18 protein-coding genes, 2 tRNA genes and 1 pseudogene are annotated in these 15,055 nt (G+C 58.6%); 11 read left to right on the top strand and 10 right to left on the bottom strand.

The genetic code is table 11. The annotated features are described in order from the left end of the window. Positions 1–129: 129 nt before the first annotated feature. Together ON14_RS03330 and orn are read right to left on the bottom strand one after the other, a co-directional pair. Positions 130–205 (bottom strand) — tRNA-His (locus tag ON14_RS03330). 45 nt (positions 206–250) lie between these two features. Next, positions 251–871, bottom strand: coding sequence for an oligoribonuclease (gene orn / locus ON14_RS03325; protein WP_010203152.1), 621 nt, complete (start codon positions 869–871; stop codon positions 251–253). A gap of 67 nt (positions 872–938) precedes the next feature. On the opposite strand from orn, the gene ON14_RS03320 reads away from it, so the two are divergent. After that, positions 939–1,217 carry a hypothetical protein gene (locus ON14_RS03320; RefSeq protein WP_010203151.1) on the top strand — a complete coding sequence of 93 codons (279 nt, stop codon included), beginning with the start codon at positions 939–941 and terminating at the stop codon, positions 1,215–1,217. Between the two features lie 13 nt (positions 1,218–1,230). Beyond that, a complete protein-coding gene (locus tag ON14_RS03315; protein ID WP_010203150.1) occupies positions 1,231–1,551 on the top strand; it encodes a thioredoxin family protein in 321 nt (106 codons plus the stop codon). A 12-nt stretch (positions 1,552–1,563) separates the two neighbouring features. On the opposite strand, the gene ON14_RS03310 is transcribed toward ON14_RS03315, so the two are convergent. Then, entirely contained in the window at positions 1,564–2,301 is a 738-nt protein-coding gene (locus ON14_RS03310) for a hypothetical protein (RefSeq protein WP_158000067.1), read from the bottom strand. Between the two features lie 193 nt (positions 2,302–2,494). Between ON14_RS03310 and ON14_RS03305 the strand changes: the two genes are divergently transcribed. The 3 genes from ON14_RS03305 to ON14_RS03295 all read left to right on the top strand — a co-directional run bounded on the left by ON14_RS03305 (position 2,495) and on the right by ON14_RS03295 (position 3,441). Beyond that, a tRNA-Arg gene (locus tag ON14_RS03305) sits at positions 2,495–2,567 on the top strand. 20 nt (positions 2,568–2,587) lie between these two features. Next, positions 2,588–3,028 carry a DUF1801 domain-containing protein gene (locus ON14_RS03300; protein ID WP_010203147.1) on the top strand — a complete coding sequence of 147 codons (441 nt, stop codon included), beginning with the start codon at positions 2,588–2,590 and terminating at the stop codon, positions 3,026–3,028. A gap of 8 nt (positions 3,029–3,036) precedes the next feature. Next, the gene (locus tag ON14_RS03295; protein WP_010203146.1) at positions 3,037–3,441 is read left to right on the top strand and encodes a BP74-related protein; all 405 of its coding nucleotides are present in this window, start codon (positions 3,037–3,039) and stop codon (positions 3,439–3,441) included. Between the two features lie 67 nt (positions 3,442–3,508). Here ON14_RS03295 and ON14_RS03290 read toward each other — a convergent pair whose 3' ends face one another. From ON14_RS03290 to ON14_RS03280, 3 genes and pseudogenes are all read right to left on the bottom strand, one after another. After that, positions 3,509–4,195 carry a hypothetical protein gene (locus ON14_RS03290; RefSeq protein ID WP_010203144.1) on the bottom strand — a complete coding sequence of 229 codons (687 nt, stop codon included), beginning with the start codon at positions 4,193–4,195 and terminating at the stop codon, positions 3,509–3,511. Positions 4,196–4,250: 55 nt separating this feature from the next. Continuing rightward, a complete protein-coding gene (locus ON14_RS03285) occupies positions 4,251–4,496 on the bottom strand; it encodes a hypothetical protein (RefSeq protein WP_010203143.1) in 246 nt (81 codons plus the stop codon). A 189-nt stretch (positions 4,497–4,685) separates the two neighbouring features. After that, a pseudogene (locus ON14_RS03280) lies at positions 4,686–5,692 on the bottom strand (aldo/keto reductase). 90 nt (positions 5,693–5,782) lie between these two features. Between ON14_RS03280 and msrA the strand changes: the two are divergent. The 6 genes from msrA (at position 5,783) to ON14_RS03250 (ending at position 10,165) form a co-directional block, all read left to right on the top strand. Beyond that, entirely contained in the window at positions 5,783–6,340 is a 558-nt protein-coding gene (gene msrA, locus ON14_RS03275; protein WP_010203140.1) for a peptide-methionine (S)-S-oxide reductase MsrA, read from the top strand. An 85-nt stretch (positions 6,341–6,425) separates the two neighbouring features. Further along, complete coding sequence (locus ON14_RS03270; protein WP_010203139.1) at positions 6,426–6,638, top strand: hypothetical protein; 213 nt, start codon at positions 6,426–6,428, stop codon at positions 6,636–6,638. 245 nt (positions 6,639–6,883) lie between these two features. Next, on the top strand, positions 6,884–7,405 hold the full coding sequence (locus ON14_RS03265; protein WP_010203138.1) for a single-stranded DNA-binding protein: 522 nt from the start codon (positions 6,884–6,886) through the stop codon (positions 7,403–7,405). Between the two features lie 70 nt (positions 7,406–7,475). Next, a complete protein-coding gene (locus ON14_RS03260) occupies positions 7,476–7,964 on the top strand; it encodes a DUF6993 domain-containing protein (RefSeq protein WP_010203137.1) in 489 nt (162 codons plus the stop codon). 48 nt (positions 7,965–8,012) lie between these two features. Next, positions 8,013–9,695, top strand: coding sequence for an energy-dependent translational throttle protein EttA (gene ettA / locus ON14_RS03255; RefSeq protein ID WP_010203136.1), 1,683 nt, complete (start codon positions 8,013–8,015; stop codon positions 9,693–9,695). 2 nt (positions 9,696–9,697) lie between these two features. Beyond that, positions 9,698–10,165 carry an acyl-CoA thioesterase gene (locus ON14_RS03250; RefSeq protein WP_010203135.1) on the top strand — a complete coding sequence of 156 codons (468 nt, stop codon included), beginning with the start codon at positions 9,698–9,700 and terminating at the stop codon, positions 10,163–10,165. A gap of 110 nt (positions 10,166–10,275) precedes the next feature. Here the strand turns inward: ON14_RS03250 and ON14_RS03245 are convergent, their stop codons facing one another. The 4 genes from ON14_RS03245 to ON14_RS03230 all read right to left on the bottom strand — a co-directional run bounded on the left by ON14_RS03245 (position 10,276) and on the right by ON14_RS03230 (position 14,913). Then, the gene (locus ON14_RS03245) at positions 10,276–11,496 is read right to left on the bottom strand and encodes a glycerate kinase (RefSeq protein ID WP_010203134.1); all 1,221 of its coding nucleotides are present in this window, start codon (positions 11,494–11,496) and stop codon (positions 10,276–10,278) included. A gap of 134 nt (positions 11,497–11,630) precedes the next feature. Further along, a complete protein-coding gene (locus ON14_RS03240) occupies positions 11,631–12,581 on the bottom strand; it encodes a glycine betaine ABC transporter substrate-binding protein (protein WP_010203133.1) in 951 nt (316 codons plus the stop codon). 47 nt (positions 12,582–12,628) lie between these two features. Continuing rightward, complete coding sequence (locus ON14_RS03235; RefSeq protein ID WP_010203132.1) at positions 12,629–13,597, bottom strand: ABC transporter permease; 969 nt, start codon at positions 13,595–13,597, stop codon at positions 12,629–12,631. Beyond that, positions 13,594–14,913 carry a quaternary amine ABC transporter ATP-binding protein gene (locus tag ON14_RS03230; protein ID WP_050992997.1) on the bottom strand — a complete coding sequence of 440 codons (1,320 nt, stop codon included), beginning with the start codon at positions 14,911–14,913 and terminating at the stop codon, positions 13,594–13,596. Before ON14_RS03230 ends, ON14_RS03235 begins: the two co-directional genes overlap by 4 nt. Between the last annotated feature and the right edge of the window lie 142 nt (positions 14,914–15,055).

Below are 15,055 nucleotides of genomic sequence, written 5' to 3'. Positions count from 1 at the left end.
TTGCCAGTCCACGCTGGAGCGAAGATTCGATTCAGCGTTACGCGAAGTGATGCCGTGTTAAATAAAACAGTGACCTGGCACTTGTTGAGATCACTGAGTGAAATCACGGGTGCCAAGCCACTGTTTTCTTGGGGTGAACGACGGGGCTCGAACCCGCGACTTCCGGCTCCACAAGCCAGCGCTCTACCAACTGAGCTACGCCCACCAAGGCTGTTCTCGCCCTTCGGCGATAAGCAACTCTACAAGTGTATTACAGACGAGAGGCGAATCCGTCCACTACGTCAGCAGAAATTATTTTGACCTGATCGGTAGTCGGTCCTGGTTCGCCGACGAAGACTGCTTTGCGGTAGTAATCGAGCTCGCGGATGGACTCCAAAATGTCGGCAAGGGCGCGGTGTCCGCCATCTTTTGCTGGCGCGTTGAAGTACACCCGTGGGAACCAGTGCTTGGAGAGTTCTTTGATCGACGACACATCAATGCTGCGGTAATGAAGGTGACTGTCGACGCGAGGCATGTATTTAGCCAAGAAAGTTCGGTCGGTGCCGATCGTGTTGCCAGCCAGTGGTGCCGAGCGAGGATTCGGCACGTAGCGCACGATGTACTCGTTCACGGCGAACTCGGCGTCTGCCAACGACACCCCATGGGGCATCTCATCGATGAGGCCACTGGAGGTATGCATTTGGGTCACAAATTCGCCCATATTTTCGAGTGCTGCGGCGCTCGGTTTGATGACGATCGTCATTCCCTCATCGACAGGAACGAGGTCATAATCGGTGATGACCACCGCAACTTCGACGAGTTCATCGATTGCGACATCCAGTCCCGTCATTTCGCAGTCGATCCAGACGAGATATTCAGCGTGAGATGCCATAAGTCGATTCTACCGTTGATGCGGTGTCACCAGCGTTCGCTCACTCTTGTCTGATAAAACTGAGGGCATGACCGAATCAACTCCCACGCTCGCGCACGGCGACGAGTACATCGTGTTCTACGTCGACGGCCCCTACGACGGCCAGAACGACAAGCGCATTGCAACTGAAGAGGGGTGGGATGATTACGTGACTCTCATCGCGGCAGATGCCGAAGGGTCAGAAACCCAACTGCGTTATGACGCCCCTGTTGCCAAGCAGGTCGGCGAGCAGGTTCACGTGACTTACACGTGGGATAAAGCAGACAGCGAACCTCTGGAAGATCTTGACGAGCGAAACGACCTCTAAGAACCACTCCGACGTGACGAAGAGCAACACCGTGAACGCTGATAAGCGCCCAACGGTGTTGTTCTTTTCATCGGCATTTTGCGACCCCTGTGCGACAGCCCGCGACACCCTCGATCAGGTATCGAAGCTCGTGACGCAGGTGGACTACGCAGAGTTGGATGTCGCCCGCCACTCAGATGAAGCTGAGCGCGCAGGAATCGTGTCGACGCCGACCATCGTTATCGTTGCTGCCAACGGCGATGAAGTATTCCGGGCTCAGGGTGCCCCGACGGTAAATCAGATGCTCGTGGCGCTAGCGAAAGCTGTATGGGCTCCGACGCGAACCGATTGCTGAGTTATCTGGTGATCAGCCCGCAGCGATTTTTTCGACGTGTGCGATGGCCGCCAGCGGATCGCCGAGCAGGCTTCGTTGTTCCGGATGCTGAAGAAAATAGCTAGCGATTGCCGCAGCCTCGTTGGGATCCGAACCAAGCCACCGCGGCTCAATAATGACGGCGGAACCCGACGTCGTGGTGATCGCCAGCTTTGCTCCACGGTCTGAGACAGCGGTGATAGTTGAGATGTCATCCCAGTCGAACGCGAGGTGAGAGCCTCCGCGCACACCGCTCAGGCCGTCGACGGAAAGTGTGAGACCGAGTGTGAGTCGAAAAGACCACACCAGTTGAGCAAGCCAGGCCAGGGCGAGGATCGCGATAGCGAATGGTCCCCAGCGCACAAGTCCATCCCCCATTGTGGATGGCAGTCCTGCCCAGGAGAACCCGACCACGACCAGTGCTGGCATCAACGCGCTTACTGCCAGCACGGGAAATAGGGCAAACATGCCCGGTGAGGCTGCAAAACGAAGGCTGGGTGCTCGTGAATCGAGTTGCACCCTGCCCATGCGGGCGGAATTTGTCCACGTGAGTCCAACAAACATGCCGATCACCATGAACAGCACACCAGCGCCGATGAACATGCGAAACCCGGGCTCTTGTGCCGCAAACACAGGAATAGCCCCGATGAGCGCAATTGCGCTGAAGATGACAATAAAAGCGATACGGCGGTTGCGCGAAAGTTCAACGATCACGCGTCGCTGGGAGTCCACAACCACACGAGGCGAAAGGGTCAGCCGACTCACTTCGTCACGCGCTCCAGCGAGTTAAACGACATCATCGTCTCCCTTGTAGATATAACGACCCGCTCATCCTAGCTAGAGGTCGACCTGAGCAACCCTCGAAGGGCAGGCCGAGGGGATATTCGCGGGCCGGCAACACGCTATCGTTTAAGGTGTATACCCCGCCCTCGTAGCTCAGGGGATAGAGCAGGAGCCTTCTAATCTCTTGGTCGCAGGTTCGAATCCTGCCGAGGGCACCGTAGTGAAAGGGTCGCCGATGACAAACCAGCCGAACAAGACCACTCCCACGGCGTCGAGCGTCTCGGACTTTATTTCTGCTGTGGAATCGGAACGGCGTCGCGAAGAAGCAGAAACACTGCTGACCATCTTCGAACGGGCCTCAGGCCAGAGCGCCGCGATGTGGGGACCGTCAATCATCGGGTTTGGGTCAAGCCACTATCGCTATGCGACTGGCCGTGAGGGCGATACTGCCTCCATCGGGTTTTCGACCCGAAAAGCAAAGATTTCGTTGTACACCGCCCGCAATTTTCGGGAGTTTCCCGAGCTGTTAGAGCGCTTGGGTACGCACGAACTGGCTGTGGGCTGTCTTTATGTGAAGAAGCTCGCGGATGTCGATCTGACTGTCCTTGAAGAACTGCTGACGCGCAGCTACGAGGTTGCCCGGTTCGATTACGATGCACTCGCTGAAAGCGACTGAGCGCGGTCATGATCGTGCGCTCCGCGCTGTCGGCGACGGCTATTGCTTGTGCATTGGCGGTGACGCTGTCGGGCTGCATCTCTGGGCCTGAGCCGACGGTGGCGACGTTCGAAGTTGCTGGCGGCGAGCGTTTCACAATCGAGTTGGCGACACCCGAACTTATTGCGCATGCCGAGGCACTGTTGGCGGGGGAGAGTCTTGCGGCAATTCCGAGCGGCGTTGTGGTGCGTGACGATCCGAGCGTGAATGCGCCTTGGACCTGGCATATTGATCCTCAATCGCTGGAGTTCGCGAACATCACGATCGAGGTGTGCGACGGCACCCCTCAGCAAGTAGAGGACGAAGTCATCACGTCAGACAGGTTTTGTCCGTGGTCCGCGCGCATTGTCGCCATTGACGGACCAGATTCTTGAAATAATCTAGCTCGCGAGCGCCAACGTCAGCTGCGTGTCGAGTGGTTCGCGCTCTCTGAGCGCGCTGTTAGTTGCGGTCGGGGGTGACGACGGTGGGGGCGGTTTCTGACGCTGAATTTGACGTGCTTGGCGTCGCGGCGCTAGAACTGGCCGCGCTGGAGCTCGACGTGGATGCTGCTGATGTTGCTTCTTCGGCAGCTTGTCGTGAAGCCCACTCTTGTTGCTTGACGACGAGTTCGTCTTCTGCTTCGCCTGTCTCGTATTTCCAGCTGGCGAGGTCTTGAGCAAAGAGCTTCTTGGCGCGGCCGGGACGGGCTTGCCAATCGAGGAGTCCCTCTTGCAATTCGGCGAGGTCTTGCTCGGCTTGGAAGCTGTAGTTGACGGAGTTCTTCTTCATCGTGGCGAGCTTGTGCGCTGCCCAGTCGGCGGCGATATCGGCGCCCTTGAGGGGGAGGAGGCGCACGCGAACTTCGGCTTCGCTCGCCTGGTGGTCAACATGCTCTTTTTCGCCAGCGGAGAGAGTGCTCCACGTCGCTGCGCGACGGCCTGACGAGATGAGGGCGGCAACGGCGGCAGCTTTTGCCTGGCGGTCTTGTTGGCCGATGAGGCGACGCAGCGATGAGCGAGCTATCAATCCCACGATGATTCCCCCAACAATGATCGCGAGGAAGGGCACGAGGGCGCCCGTAATGAACGCCGAACCCTGATCGGAGTTGAACCAGTCAACGAGGTCATTCCACCACTGAAGAATCATGTTGGAACTGTAACCCCGCTAGTGAGCGGGGACGCATAGCGACAGGCGAGTCCCATCAAAATCGAAAGATATCCAGTGCGTCGTCGATAGACCAGAAGTCTCCTAGCGGGAGAAAACGACGCTGGCGCTGCAACATCCGTTTGGCTTGAAAGCGTGCCCCGGCATCAGACTGCCAGCGGTGCACATAGCCAAGAACTTCGCCATCGGGGCGGGTAATCCTCCAGAGGTCGTCGTTGAGTTCTACGGTGACGATGCCCGAGGTGATCGAGCGTGTGGTTTCAGCAAAGTCGAGGGTCGTCATGGCTGCTCCTTCAGATAGCGCCTGCTTATGTGGGCAATTCGAATATATGTTCGACTACTGACATTCTGCTGCGACCATCTGATCCGGGAGCTTCTCGCGGCGCTTTAATGAAAAAACCGGGTCTCGCGTGACTAACGTGAGACCCGGTTTCGAGGTCTGGCTCGCTATCTTTAGCGCAAGCCAGTTCCTTTAGCGCAGGCTGGTTCCGTCGACCGCGAGCGCGTCGATTGCCGCAAGTTCCGCTTCGGTTAGGGTGGGGCCCTCAAGCGCGGCAAAGTTGTTCTCTAGCTGGGCCACACTGCTGGCACCGACCAGTGCTGACGTGACCTGCGGATGACGCAGCACCCACGTCAACGCCAACTGAGCGAGGCTCTGCCCACGGTTCTGCGCGATTTCGTTGAGTGCACGAACACGCTGAAGGTAGGTGTCGCTGATGGGGCCGGGCTGAAGCCAGCGACCCTCTGCCGCGCGCGACCCAGTGGGGATGGTTCCGTCCATGTAGCGATCGGTCAGAAGCCCCTGAGCTAGCGGCGAGAACACGATGCTGCCGGCGCCGACCTGATCAAGCACTGGCAGGAGGCCGCTTTCAATGTGGCGGTCGAACATGTTGTAGCGCGGCTGATGGATGGTAAGCGGGATGCCGTACTCGGCAAGCGCTTCAGAAGCGGCGAGAGTCTGCTCGGGGCTGTAGTTCGAAACTCCCACATAGAGCGCCTTGCCCGAGTTCACCGCGGTTGCTAAAGCGCCCATCGTCTCTTCGATAGGGGTGTCGGTATCTGGACGGTGGTGGTAGAACACGTCAACGTATTCGAGTCCCAGGCGGTCAAGGCTCGCATCGAGCGATGACAGAAGGTATTTGCGCGATCCGCCATCTTGATAGGGGCCAGGCCCCATGGTGTAGCCGGCCTTAGTCGAGACAAGAATTTCGTCGCGGTACGGCTCAAAGTCGTCGGCGAAGATCTCCCCGAAGTTCTGCTCGGCAGCGCCAATATCTGGCCCATAGTTGTGGCGAGGTCGAAGTGGGTGATTCCCAAATCAAAGGCGCGGCGGAGGATTGCGCGCTGAGTGTCTCGAGGGCGATCGGACCCAAAGTTGTTCCATAGTCCTAAGGAGATTGCGGGCAGTTTGAGCCCGCTGTGGCCTACGCGGTGGTATTCGGTGGTGTCATATCTGGTTGATTCGGCGTCATAAGGCATTCGTTCAGCCTATGCCCAGCGACTGAGGGAACACCACACGGGAAGTGTGTGTTGTATGAGTCATCCGGCTCTAGAAAGTAGGCTCAACTTATGCACACATTTCATCTCGCAGGCGGCTGTTTCTGGTGCCTCGACGCGGTCTACCGCACCCTCAACGGAGTTACCGATGTCGTTTCGGGTTACACCGGTGGTCACGTTGCTAACCCCAGCTATGAGCTGGTGTGCACCGAAACCACGGGCCACGCTGAAGCCGTAGCGGTCACCTTCGACCCCGCCGTCATTCCCGCTGAGGTAATTCTCGACGTGTACTTCACCCTGCACGACCCACGCCAGTTGAACCGGCAGGGTAACGATGTTGGTTCGTCGTACCGTTCAGCGATGTTCTATGAGAACGATGAGCAGAAGGCTCTCTTCGAGGCCGCGCGTGATCGAGCATCCGAGTACTGGGATGGCGGCATCGTGACGACCATTGAACCTCTCGACAACTATTACAACGCCGAGGACTACCACCAAGACTTCTTCGCGAAGAACCCCGGCCAGGGCTATTGCATGGCCGTGGCATTGCCTAAGGTCAACAAGATTCGTTCTCGTTCTCGAGCTATATCAAGTAGGTCTCTGACGCGCGCTCTGTACGCCGTCTCGCAATGAAGGTCTTTATCTTCGGAGCGAGGCGGCGTACGGTCGTTAATAAGCGACATTGGCGTCGTTTAACTAAGTCGAAGGAGGTTCGGAAATGACTGATCACACTCTGACCGGACAAACCTGGGTGGCGTTCACTCAGGCCGGAGCGGTTGGCTCGGTCCACCGGGTAACAGATGGTTTCACCTTCAAGTTATTGAAAGACGAAAATTTTCGAGCGGTCTACCCGTCGTTGGATGCTGCGAAGTCTGCGCTGCATGCCAACCTTCTGCCCGGCACAGCTTGGCCGGAATTCCGCGAACACTAGGTAGCGCAGGGCAGTTTCAGTCACTGACTGGCCTCAGGTCTGTGTGGCCGAACTACTGCTCCTGAACGGGCCATCGGCGAGCGCCGCTTCCACAGATCGCTGCGCTCGCCGACTTCTGCCGTGGCGGCCGACGAGCATTGCTCTCAGACGGATGCCGGGTCGGCTTCCCGGCACGAGTGTCGGCCCGCATCTGTCTCCCAATTCGGCCGCGCGCTGTGCAGTGCGGCCCAGATCAAGGAGCAGACATGACCGACAGCATTACCGTTTCCGGGCTCGTAGCAACGACTCCCCGACACATCGTGACGGGCGAAGGCTTGCCCATTACGTCGTTTCGACTCGCGTCAACTCAACGCCGTTTTGATCGAGGTACTCAGCGGTGGATCGACGGCGAAACTAATTGGTACACGATTACGTCGTTTCGGCAGCTTGCGATTAACAGTGCCACTTCGGTGAGTAAAGGCGATCGCGTGGTGCTCACTGGGCGACTGCGTATTCGCGAGTGGGAAAACGCTGATCGCAGCGGGACCAACATCGAGATCGAAGCAGACTCGCTCGGTCATGATCTTATGTGGGGCACCGCGCAGTTCTCGCGGACGATCTCCACAAGCGGTAGCGCCGGTGCAGCTCAACACGGTGGCAGCGATAGTTCCGCGCGTGACGAGTTTGGGTCGACAAATGACTCAGACGAGTCAGAATCCGGGGAGGGCGCAGACGTCGATGCGGAGGAGGCAGCAGACAGCGAGCTTGCCACGGTTACCCCTTTCTGAGCGGATCGTACGCGCAGGCAATCTAGACTTGACGCGGCCCTGACTGCCCAAGGCCGGCGAAAGGATTGCAATGCGCGTACGACCAGCTCACCGAATCGGCGGAGCGATCGCACTAACCCTTGCGGCTGTACTCGTGCTCAGTGGCTGCGTGGCATCAACGCCTGAGGCGCCGACGGCGGCGCCGACAACCGAGACGTCGGCTACCCCAGAGCCCGAAGCTGCGCCCACTGGCCCAATTTTGCGCCCCGGCGAAGCAGCAGCGGCAAACCGGCAGTTTTTCGACCTGATCAATGCTGATTATCATGCAGCAAATGGGCGGGGCGATGGCAGAACCATCGTCGATAATCTCATCGCCAATGGCTTCGAGAAACAAGACATGGAAGTTACCTCAGACGAGACGGCGATTGGTCTCGCCGCCGACTCCATCGTGGTCTCGGTGCGCATCAAGGGCGAGTGTCTTCTTGGCCAGTTCGCGCCAGACAATTACGCGTCGTCCATCGAGCCGCTTCTCGGCACCGGTGGCTGCCTTGTCGGAAAGACCCGACCAATCGACTGGTAGTACCTCAAACGGGTTCGCCCAAGCCTGAACGCTCCGTAGAATGGTCCCATGGCCGAATTCATTTATTCCATGGTGCGCGCGCGAAAAGCGGTCGGCGACAAGCTCATTCTTGACGACGTCACAATGTCGTTCTACCCCGGCGCAAAGATCGGTGTGGTTGGTCCCAACGGTGCCGGTAAGTCCACAATCCTCAAGATCATGGCGGGTCTCGACACCCCCAGCAACGGTGAAGCCCGGCTGAGCCCCGGTTACTCCGTGGGAATCCTCATGCAGGAGCCCGAGCTCGACGAAACAAAAACGGTTCTCGAAAACGTGCAAGAAGGCGTCGGGCCGATCAAAGCAAAGGTTGACCGTCACGCGGCCATCGGCCTCGAAATGGCGGAACCTGACGCTGATTTCGATGCTTTGCTAGCCGAAATGGGCGCACTGCAAGAAGACATCGACGCTGCTGACGCGTGGGACCTCGATTCCCAGCTCGAGCAAGCTATGGATGCACTGCGCACGCCGCCGGGAGACTGGCCCGTCAACAAACTCTCCGGTGGAGAAAAGCGCCGTGTTGCGCTCACCAAGCTCCTTCTCCAGAAGCCCGACCTGTTGCTTCTCGATGAGCCCACTAACCACCTTGACGCCGAAAGTGTTCTCTGGCTCGAGCAGCACCTCTCCAAGTACCCGGGCGCCGTACTGGCCGTAACCCACGATAGGTACTTCCTCGACCACGTCGCCGAATGGATTGCTGAAGTCGACCGCGGTCACCTCTATCCCTATGAGGGCAACTACTCCACCTACCTCGAGAAGAAGCAAGAACGTCTCCAGGTGCAGGGCAAGAAAGACGCCAAACTCGCGAAGCGTCTCTCGAGCGAACTTGAGTGGGTGCGGTCTAACTCCAAGGGCCGCCAGACTAAGTCGAAAGCTCGACTCGCACGCTACGAAGAAATGGCGAACGAAGCGGAGAAGACCAGAAAACTGGACTTCGAGGAAATTGTCATCCCGATGGGGCCTCGCCTTGGTGCGCAGGTCATCGACGCCAAGAACCTCAAGAAGGGCTTCGACGAGCGCATTCTGATCGACGGACTGAGCTTCACGCTTCCCCGTAACGGAATTGTGGGAGTCATCGGCCCGAACGGTGTCGGTAAGACCACGCTGTTCAAGACCATCGTTGGTCTTGAGCCTCTCGATTCTGGAGATCTCAAAATCGGCGAGACTGTCGATATTTCCTACGTCGACCAGAGCCGCGGTGGAATTGACCCCAACAAGACACTGTGGGAGGTCGTCTCTGACGGCCAGGACTACATCCAAGTCGGAAAGACCGAGATCCCTTCGCGTGGCTATGTCTCGCAGTTCGGATTCAAGGGACCAGACCAGCAGAAGAAGGCTGGCGTGCTTTCCGGTGGTGAGCGCAACCGTTTGAACCTCGCGCTCACGCTCAAGCAGGGCGGAAACCTGTTGCTGCTTGACGAACCAACTAACGACTTGGACGTGGAAACTCTGGGAAGCCTCGAGAACGCACTTCTCGAATTCCCCGGCTGTGCTGTGGTGATCACTCACGATAGGTGGTTCCTCGACCGCATCGCGACCCACATCCTCGCCTACGAAGGCACGGAAGCGAAGCCGGGCTACTGGCACTGGTTCGAAGGAAACTTCGACGCCTACGAAGAGAACAAGATCGAGCGACTCGGTCCAGACGCCGCAAAGCCGCACCGCAGCGCCTACCGCAAGCTCACTCGCGACTAGGGATGAGACTTCACGTACCACTCCCGCTGCGCTGGTCAGATGTCGACGCGTACCAACACGTCAACAATGCCGAAGTGTTTCGCCTGCTCGAAGAGGCGCGCATTCACGCATTCTGGCCCGCTGCGGGAGTGGATGCGCCCCTCACCGCTGTGCTTGATGGTCGCCCTGGCGGCCCAACGATGACGCTCATTGCGCGTCAAGAAATCGAATATCTTCTCCCGATTCCGTACATGCGCGAGCCCATAGACATTGAACTGTGGATCGGCCGCGTTGGGGGAGCAAGCCTCGAAGTTTGCTACGAGATCTACACCCCTGTCGGCGTCGAGCCGCGGCAGCTGTTCGTTCGCGCGGCAACCACGCTGGTGCTCGTCGACGCCCTAACCTCACGCCCACAGCGCATCAGCGATGAGCAGCGCGCAGTATTCGCGCGCTACGCAGAAACACCGCTGCAGTTCGCCAAACGCCGTTAGAACGGCATTTCAGCATTTCAGCGATTCTGCAGTGCCGCTCGCTATAGCTGAACTGCTCTTGCCGCTGTCGCCTTCGTTGAACTCGTAGGGACGCGACGTTAAGCGACTGCCTAGGCGCCGTCTTCAGCCTCATCATCATCGAATTCTGCTTCTAGATCCGTGGGATCGAGCCATTCGGCGATAGCGTGCGCACCGCGAGCTTCGAGAAGGGGACCGGCATACTGAAAGAGCTCTTTGCGGCTTTGGATGCCCGTGCCGAGCGGTAGCGCCAAGTCGATGCCCGCAGCAGCGGACTCGTCCGGAGTGAGATGGTTGACGCCAGCAACGACGGCCAACCACGCGGTGGGGCTCTTAGCGCCGCGCAGGTAGTCGATAACTTTGCCATCGAGCGATTGGTGGTCGAGGCGACCTTCGCCCGTGAGAATGACATCCGCCGTCGTGATGGCGTCGCTGAGGCCAATCGCGTCAGCGACAAGCTGGGCGCCAGGAACGAGCTTCGCTCCGAACAGCGCGACGAGTCCTGCCGCTATGCCGCCGGCTGCTCCCATTCCAGGCAACGAGGCGATTCCCGCAGCAGAAAAGCCGCGCTCAGAAGCGTGGGTGGTCTCAGCCAGCACCTCAGAAAGCCGGGTCAGCCCGGCGTCCAACAGCGTAATGTCGGATGCCGAAGCTCCCTTCTGGGGTCCGAATACAGTGGCGGCGCCGTGTTCTCCGGTGAGCGGATTGGTGACGTCGACGGCGACGCGCCAGGTCGTCTCCAGAGCGCCGTCAATGAGTCCATCGAGGTCAATCGTCGCGAGCGAAGTTAGCTCACCGCCACCAGCGGCCAGCTCGACACCGTCGCTGTTGAGAAAGCGTGCGCCGAGCGCGCGAAGCAGACCCGTGCCGCCGTCGGTGCTTGCTGAGCCGCCGAGAAAGAGGGTAATCTCGCGTGCGCCACGAGCAATAACACTCGCAGCGATAAGACCGACGCCGTAGCTGTCGGCGCGAAGCGGCTGAAGAGGTACTTCGGAGACGTAGGGGAGACCGTTGGCCTGTGCCGCTTCGATTACCGCACGGCGGCCGTCGAGGTCGAATCCGTAGGAGGCGTCGCGCTCACGACCGATTGCGTCGACCGTCGATAGTGTCAGGGCCGGTTGCAACCACGCGGCGAGCACGGCATCTAGAGAACCTTCTCCGCCATCGGCCATCGGAAACGTCAACACCGTCGCTGTTTCGGGAAGCATTTCTCGGGCACCGCGTTCGAGCGCGGCAGCGGCGTCGGCAGCGCTGAGGCTTCCCTTGAAAGAGTCTGGGGCAATCACGACGACCGGGGTGGGGTTCTCAGGCATCCTTCGACTTTAGCGGCAGTGGGCACCCCGGAAAGTTCACCAGCAGATCTAGCGCGCACGAAAAAAGGGGCCGCCCGAAGGCGACCCCTTTTTCGTAGATCACAGTGCTAATAGCACCGTAGGTTCACACAGTTTTAGCTGGTGAGGCCGTCTACGTAGTCCTGGTTCGCTGCGATCCAGTCTGCAACGATGGGCTCGAAGTCGGTTCCTTCGTACTCGTTGTACATGACGTTCTCGAGCGAGTAGAGCAGCTCGGAGTCCATCTTGAAGTCAGAGATCCACTCAGTGATTTCTGGCATGTCGTCGCTCAAGGTGTCGCGTGAGAAGGAGTGAATTCCTTCTGCGTCGCCGAGAGTTCCCTCAGGGTCAGCAAGGTCCTTGATGGGGAATGCATCGTAGGCCCAGTGCGGACGCCAGAGAGTAACGGCAATGTTCTCGCCGTTATCGAGTGCTGCCTGAAGTTCAGCAAGCATGGCGGGAGTCGATGACGTGAGAAGTTCCATGCCCTCGAGACCATAGGTTGGCATGGTCTTCGTCATGACTGCCTCGGTCAGGCCTGCGCCTGGCTCGATGCCGACAATGCGGTTGCCGAAGGCGTCAGCGTTAGCTGCGAGCTCTTCGAGCGAGTCGATCGGTGCATCTTCGTTCACTGCAACGGTCAGTCCCGCTTCAGTGTTCCAAGCGCCGAGGTCGGTGATCGTCTCACCGTATTCTTCCATCAGGCTTGCGTGGGTGACGGGAAGCCATCCATCAAGCGCGATGTCGTAGTCGCCGGTGCTGAGGCCCGAGAAGATGGGGGTAACGTCAGCGTATTCGAGCTCTACGTTGTAGCCCTTTTCTTCAAGGATTGCCTTCCAGAGGTACGAAACTGCTTCGCCCTCGGGCCAGCCGTTGAATACGGCGATGCTGAGATCCTTGTTTTCAGGAGCGTCACCTGCCGCGGTGTCGTCTCCGCCTGCGGCGCAAGCCGACAGACCGAGGAGCGTTGCCGCTCCAATTGCAATGGCAGCGCGTGTCTGCTTTTTCATTGTGTCGTCCTTTTCTGTCAACGCTGAAGCGTCGACGATGTTGACGTCGATGCACACAGGATTTTCTGTGTGCGGGAAAACGAGCGCGGGTGAGCGCCCGAAAATTAGCGAACCGGAGGAGTCAGTTCTGCGGGCTCGGCATCGGCAGCTGCCGAAGTCGTGCCAGAGCTGTCAGCCTCAGCCGTCTCAGTTCCGTCGGACTTGCCGCGAAAGTTGAACGAATCGAGGATGAAGCGGAAGTACCCCTTGCCGGAGCCGAAGGATGCCGTGAGTCGGTCAAGGAAGATGGCCAACAGTACGACTGAGAGTCCAGCTTCGAACCCGAGCGAGACATCCGCCCGGCTCAAGCTCTGGATAACCGGCTGGCCGAGGCCACCAGCGCCAACCATCGAGGCGATAACAACCATCGAGAGTGAGAGCATGATCACCTGGTTGATACCAGCCATGATCGACGGAAGTGCCAGCGGAAGCTGAATCTGGCGGAGGATGCGACTCGGTGAAGAACCGAAGGCCTGTCCAGCTTCAACAACCTCTTTATCGACACCGCGGATACCAAGTTCAGTAAGACGCACGCCGGGAGCGAGGGCGAAGAGCACTGTTGCCACGATTCCGGGCACGTCACCGATGCGGAAGAGGATCAGCGCCGGAATCAGGTAGACGAATGCGGGCATTGTCTGCAGGAAGTCCAGGATCGGCTTCACGATTGTGGAGACCGGTTGGTACTTCGCAGCCAGAATTCCGAGCGGAACGCTGATTATCACAGCAATTGCTGCAGCGACCAAGACCAACGCGAGGGTATCCATCGCGTTTTCCCACTGATTCAAGCTGAGGATCAGGAGGAAGCTGACGGTGGTGCCGAGGGAGAATACCCAACCGCGTGCCACAAAGGCGACTGCCGCGAAGATGATCAGCATCACCCAGAATGGCGGCGAGGCGAACAAGAAGTTCATCCCGTCGGCGACTGAGGCGATGATGAACTTGATTACGTCAAAGAAACCACCGAATGTTTCGGTAATGAAGTCAATGCCGTCTTCGACCCACTGGCCGAGGGGAAGTCTAGGGAAGTCGTTCATCGTGCGGCCTCCGTTTCGGGTGCGATTTCTGGCGTAGCAAGCGCGTCAGAGATCAATTCAGTAGACACGGTGAGTGCCGGTTCGATTACGGGCAACTCGCCAGTATCGGTGGTGACGTTGCCGAGGGCGGCAAGAAGCGTCACTCGAGGCACGGCGCCAATGAGGCGACCGCGGTCATCCACAACCGCTAGGGGTAGTGGGCTCTCGACTGAGGGAACGAAGAGTTCCGAAAGTGACGTGTCAGCCTGCACAACGTTGAAGTCGTCGCTAATGATCGACGAGAGGTCAGTCTCACCGCGGCGAACGAGCTTCATTGCCTCAGCATCACGAACGATGCCCTTGAGGGTGCGATCGCGGCCGATGACGAACGCCATCGAGCTTTGCAGATCGCGCATCGTCTTCAACGCAGCACGCGGTCCAGAACCAGCGAACGCGGTGACGCGGGCAGGCTCCATAACGCTGGATGCCGTGAGAACACGAGAGCGGTCAACATCCTGAACGAACTGCGCAACATAGTCATTGGCGGGGTCAGTGAGGATGTCTTCTGGTGTACCGATCTGAACGATGCGGCCGTCACGCATTACTGCAATGCGATCTCCAAGGAACATAGCCTCGTTGAGGTCGTGAGTGATGAAGATGATCGTCTTGCCGAGTTCCGTTTGAAGCTCAAGCAGCTGCTCTTGCATTTCGCGACGAATCAGCGGGTCGAGAGCGCTGAACGCTTCGTCCATGAGGAGAACGTCAGTGTCAGCGGCCAAGGCGCGGGCGAGGCCAACGCGCTGCTGCATTCCACCAGAAAGTTCTGAGGGCATCTTGTGGCCCCAACCCTCGAGGCCGACGAGGTCAATGACCTTTTGAGCACGAGCGAGGCGTTCGGTGCGGGGGATGCCCTGCACTTCGAGCGCGTAAGCAGCATTCTCGAGAACGCTGCGGTGCGGGAACAGCGCGAAGTGCTGGAACACCATCGAGATGCGGCGACGGCGAACGTCGCGAAGTTTTGATGCGCCGATGCCGGTGATGACATCGTCGCCAACAGTTACTGAGCCGGAGGTGGTTTCCCACAGTCCGTTGAGCATGCGGATGAGCGTAGATTTGCCCGATCCGGAGAGGCCCATAACGACGAAGATCTCGCCCTTGTGAACATCGAAGCTTGCATCGATAACGGCAGCAGTGCCCAGTTCTGTGATCTCGTCTCGAGAGGCCCCGTGCTGGAGTCGCTCGACTGCTTCTTTCGGGCGGCGGCCGAAGACCTTATAGAGGTTCTTGGCGCTGACTGCTATTTCTTCGGTCACGTTCTCCTGAGTGCTCGGCACCATTTGGGCTTTGCTCTTCTCGGTTACGGTCCGGGTTGCAGGCACCTTGCTAGTCATGTGGCTCCCAATTGAGCCAGATGAGAAGGGGAAACATTGTCGGAATGGTTCCAGTGCGAAACAACCGTACGAGCGTCAACCCAACTAG

Source organism: Salinibacterium sp. PAMC 21357 (genome assembly GCF_000247645.1).
Taxonomy (GTDB): domain Bacteria; phylum Actinomycetota; class Actinomycetes; order Actinomycetales; family Microbacteriaceae; genus Rhodoglobus.
The sequence above is the reverse complement of the archived record's forward strand: the minus strand, read 5'-3'. Positions and strand labels throughout refer to the sequence as shown.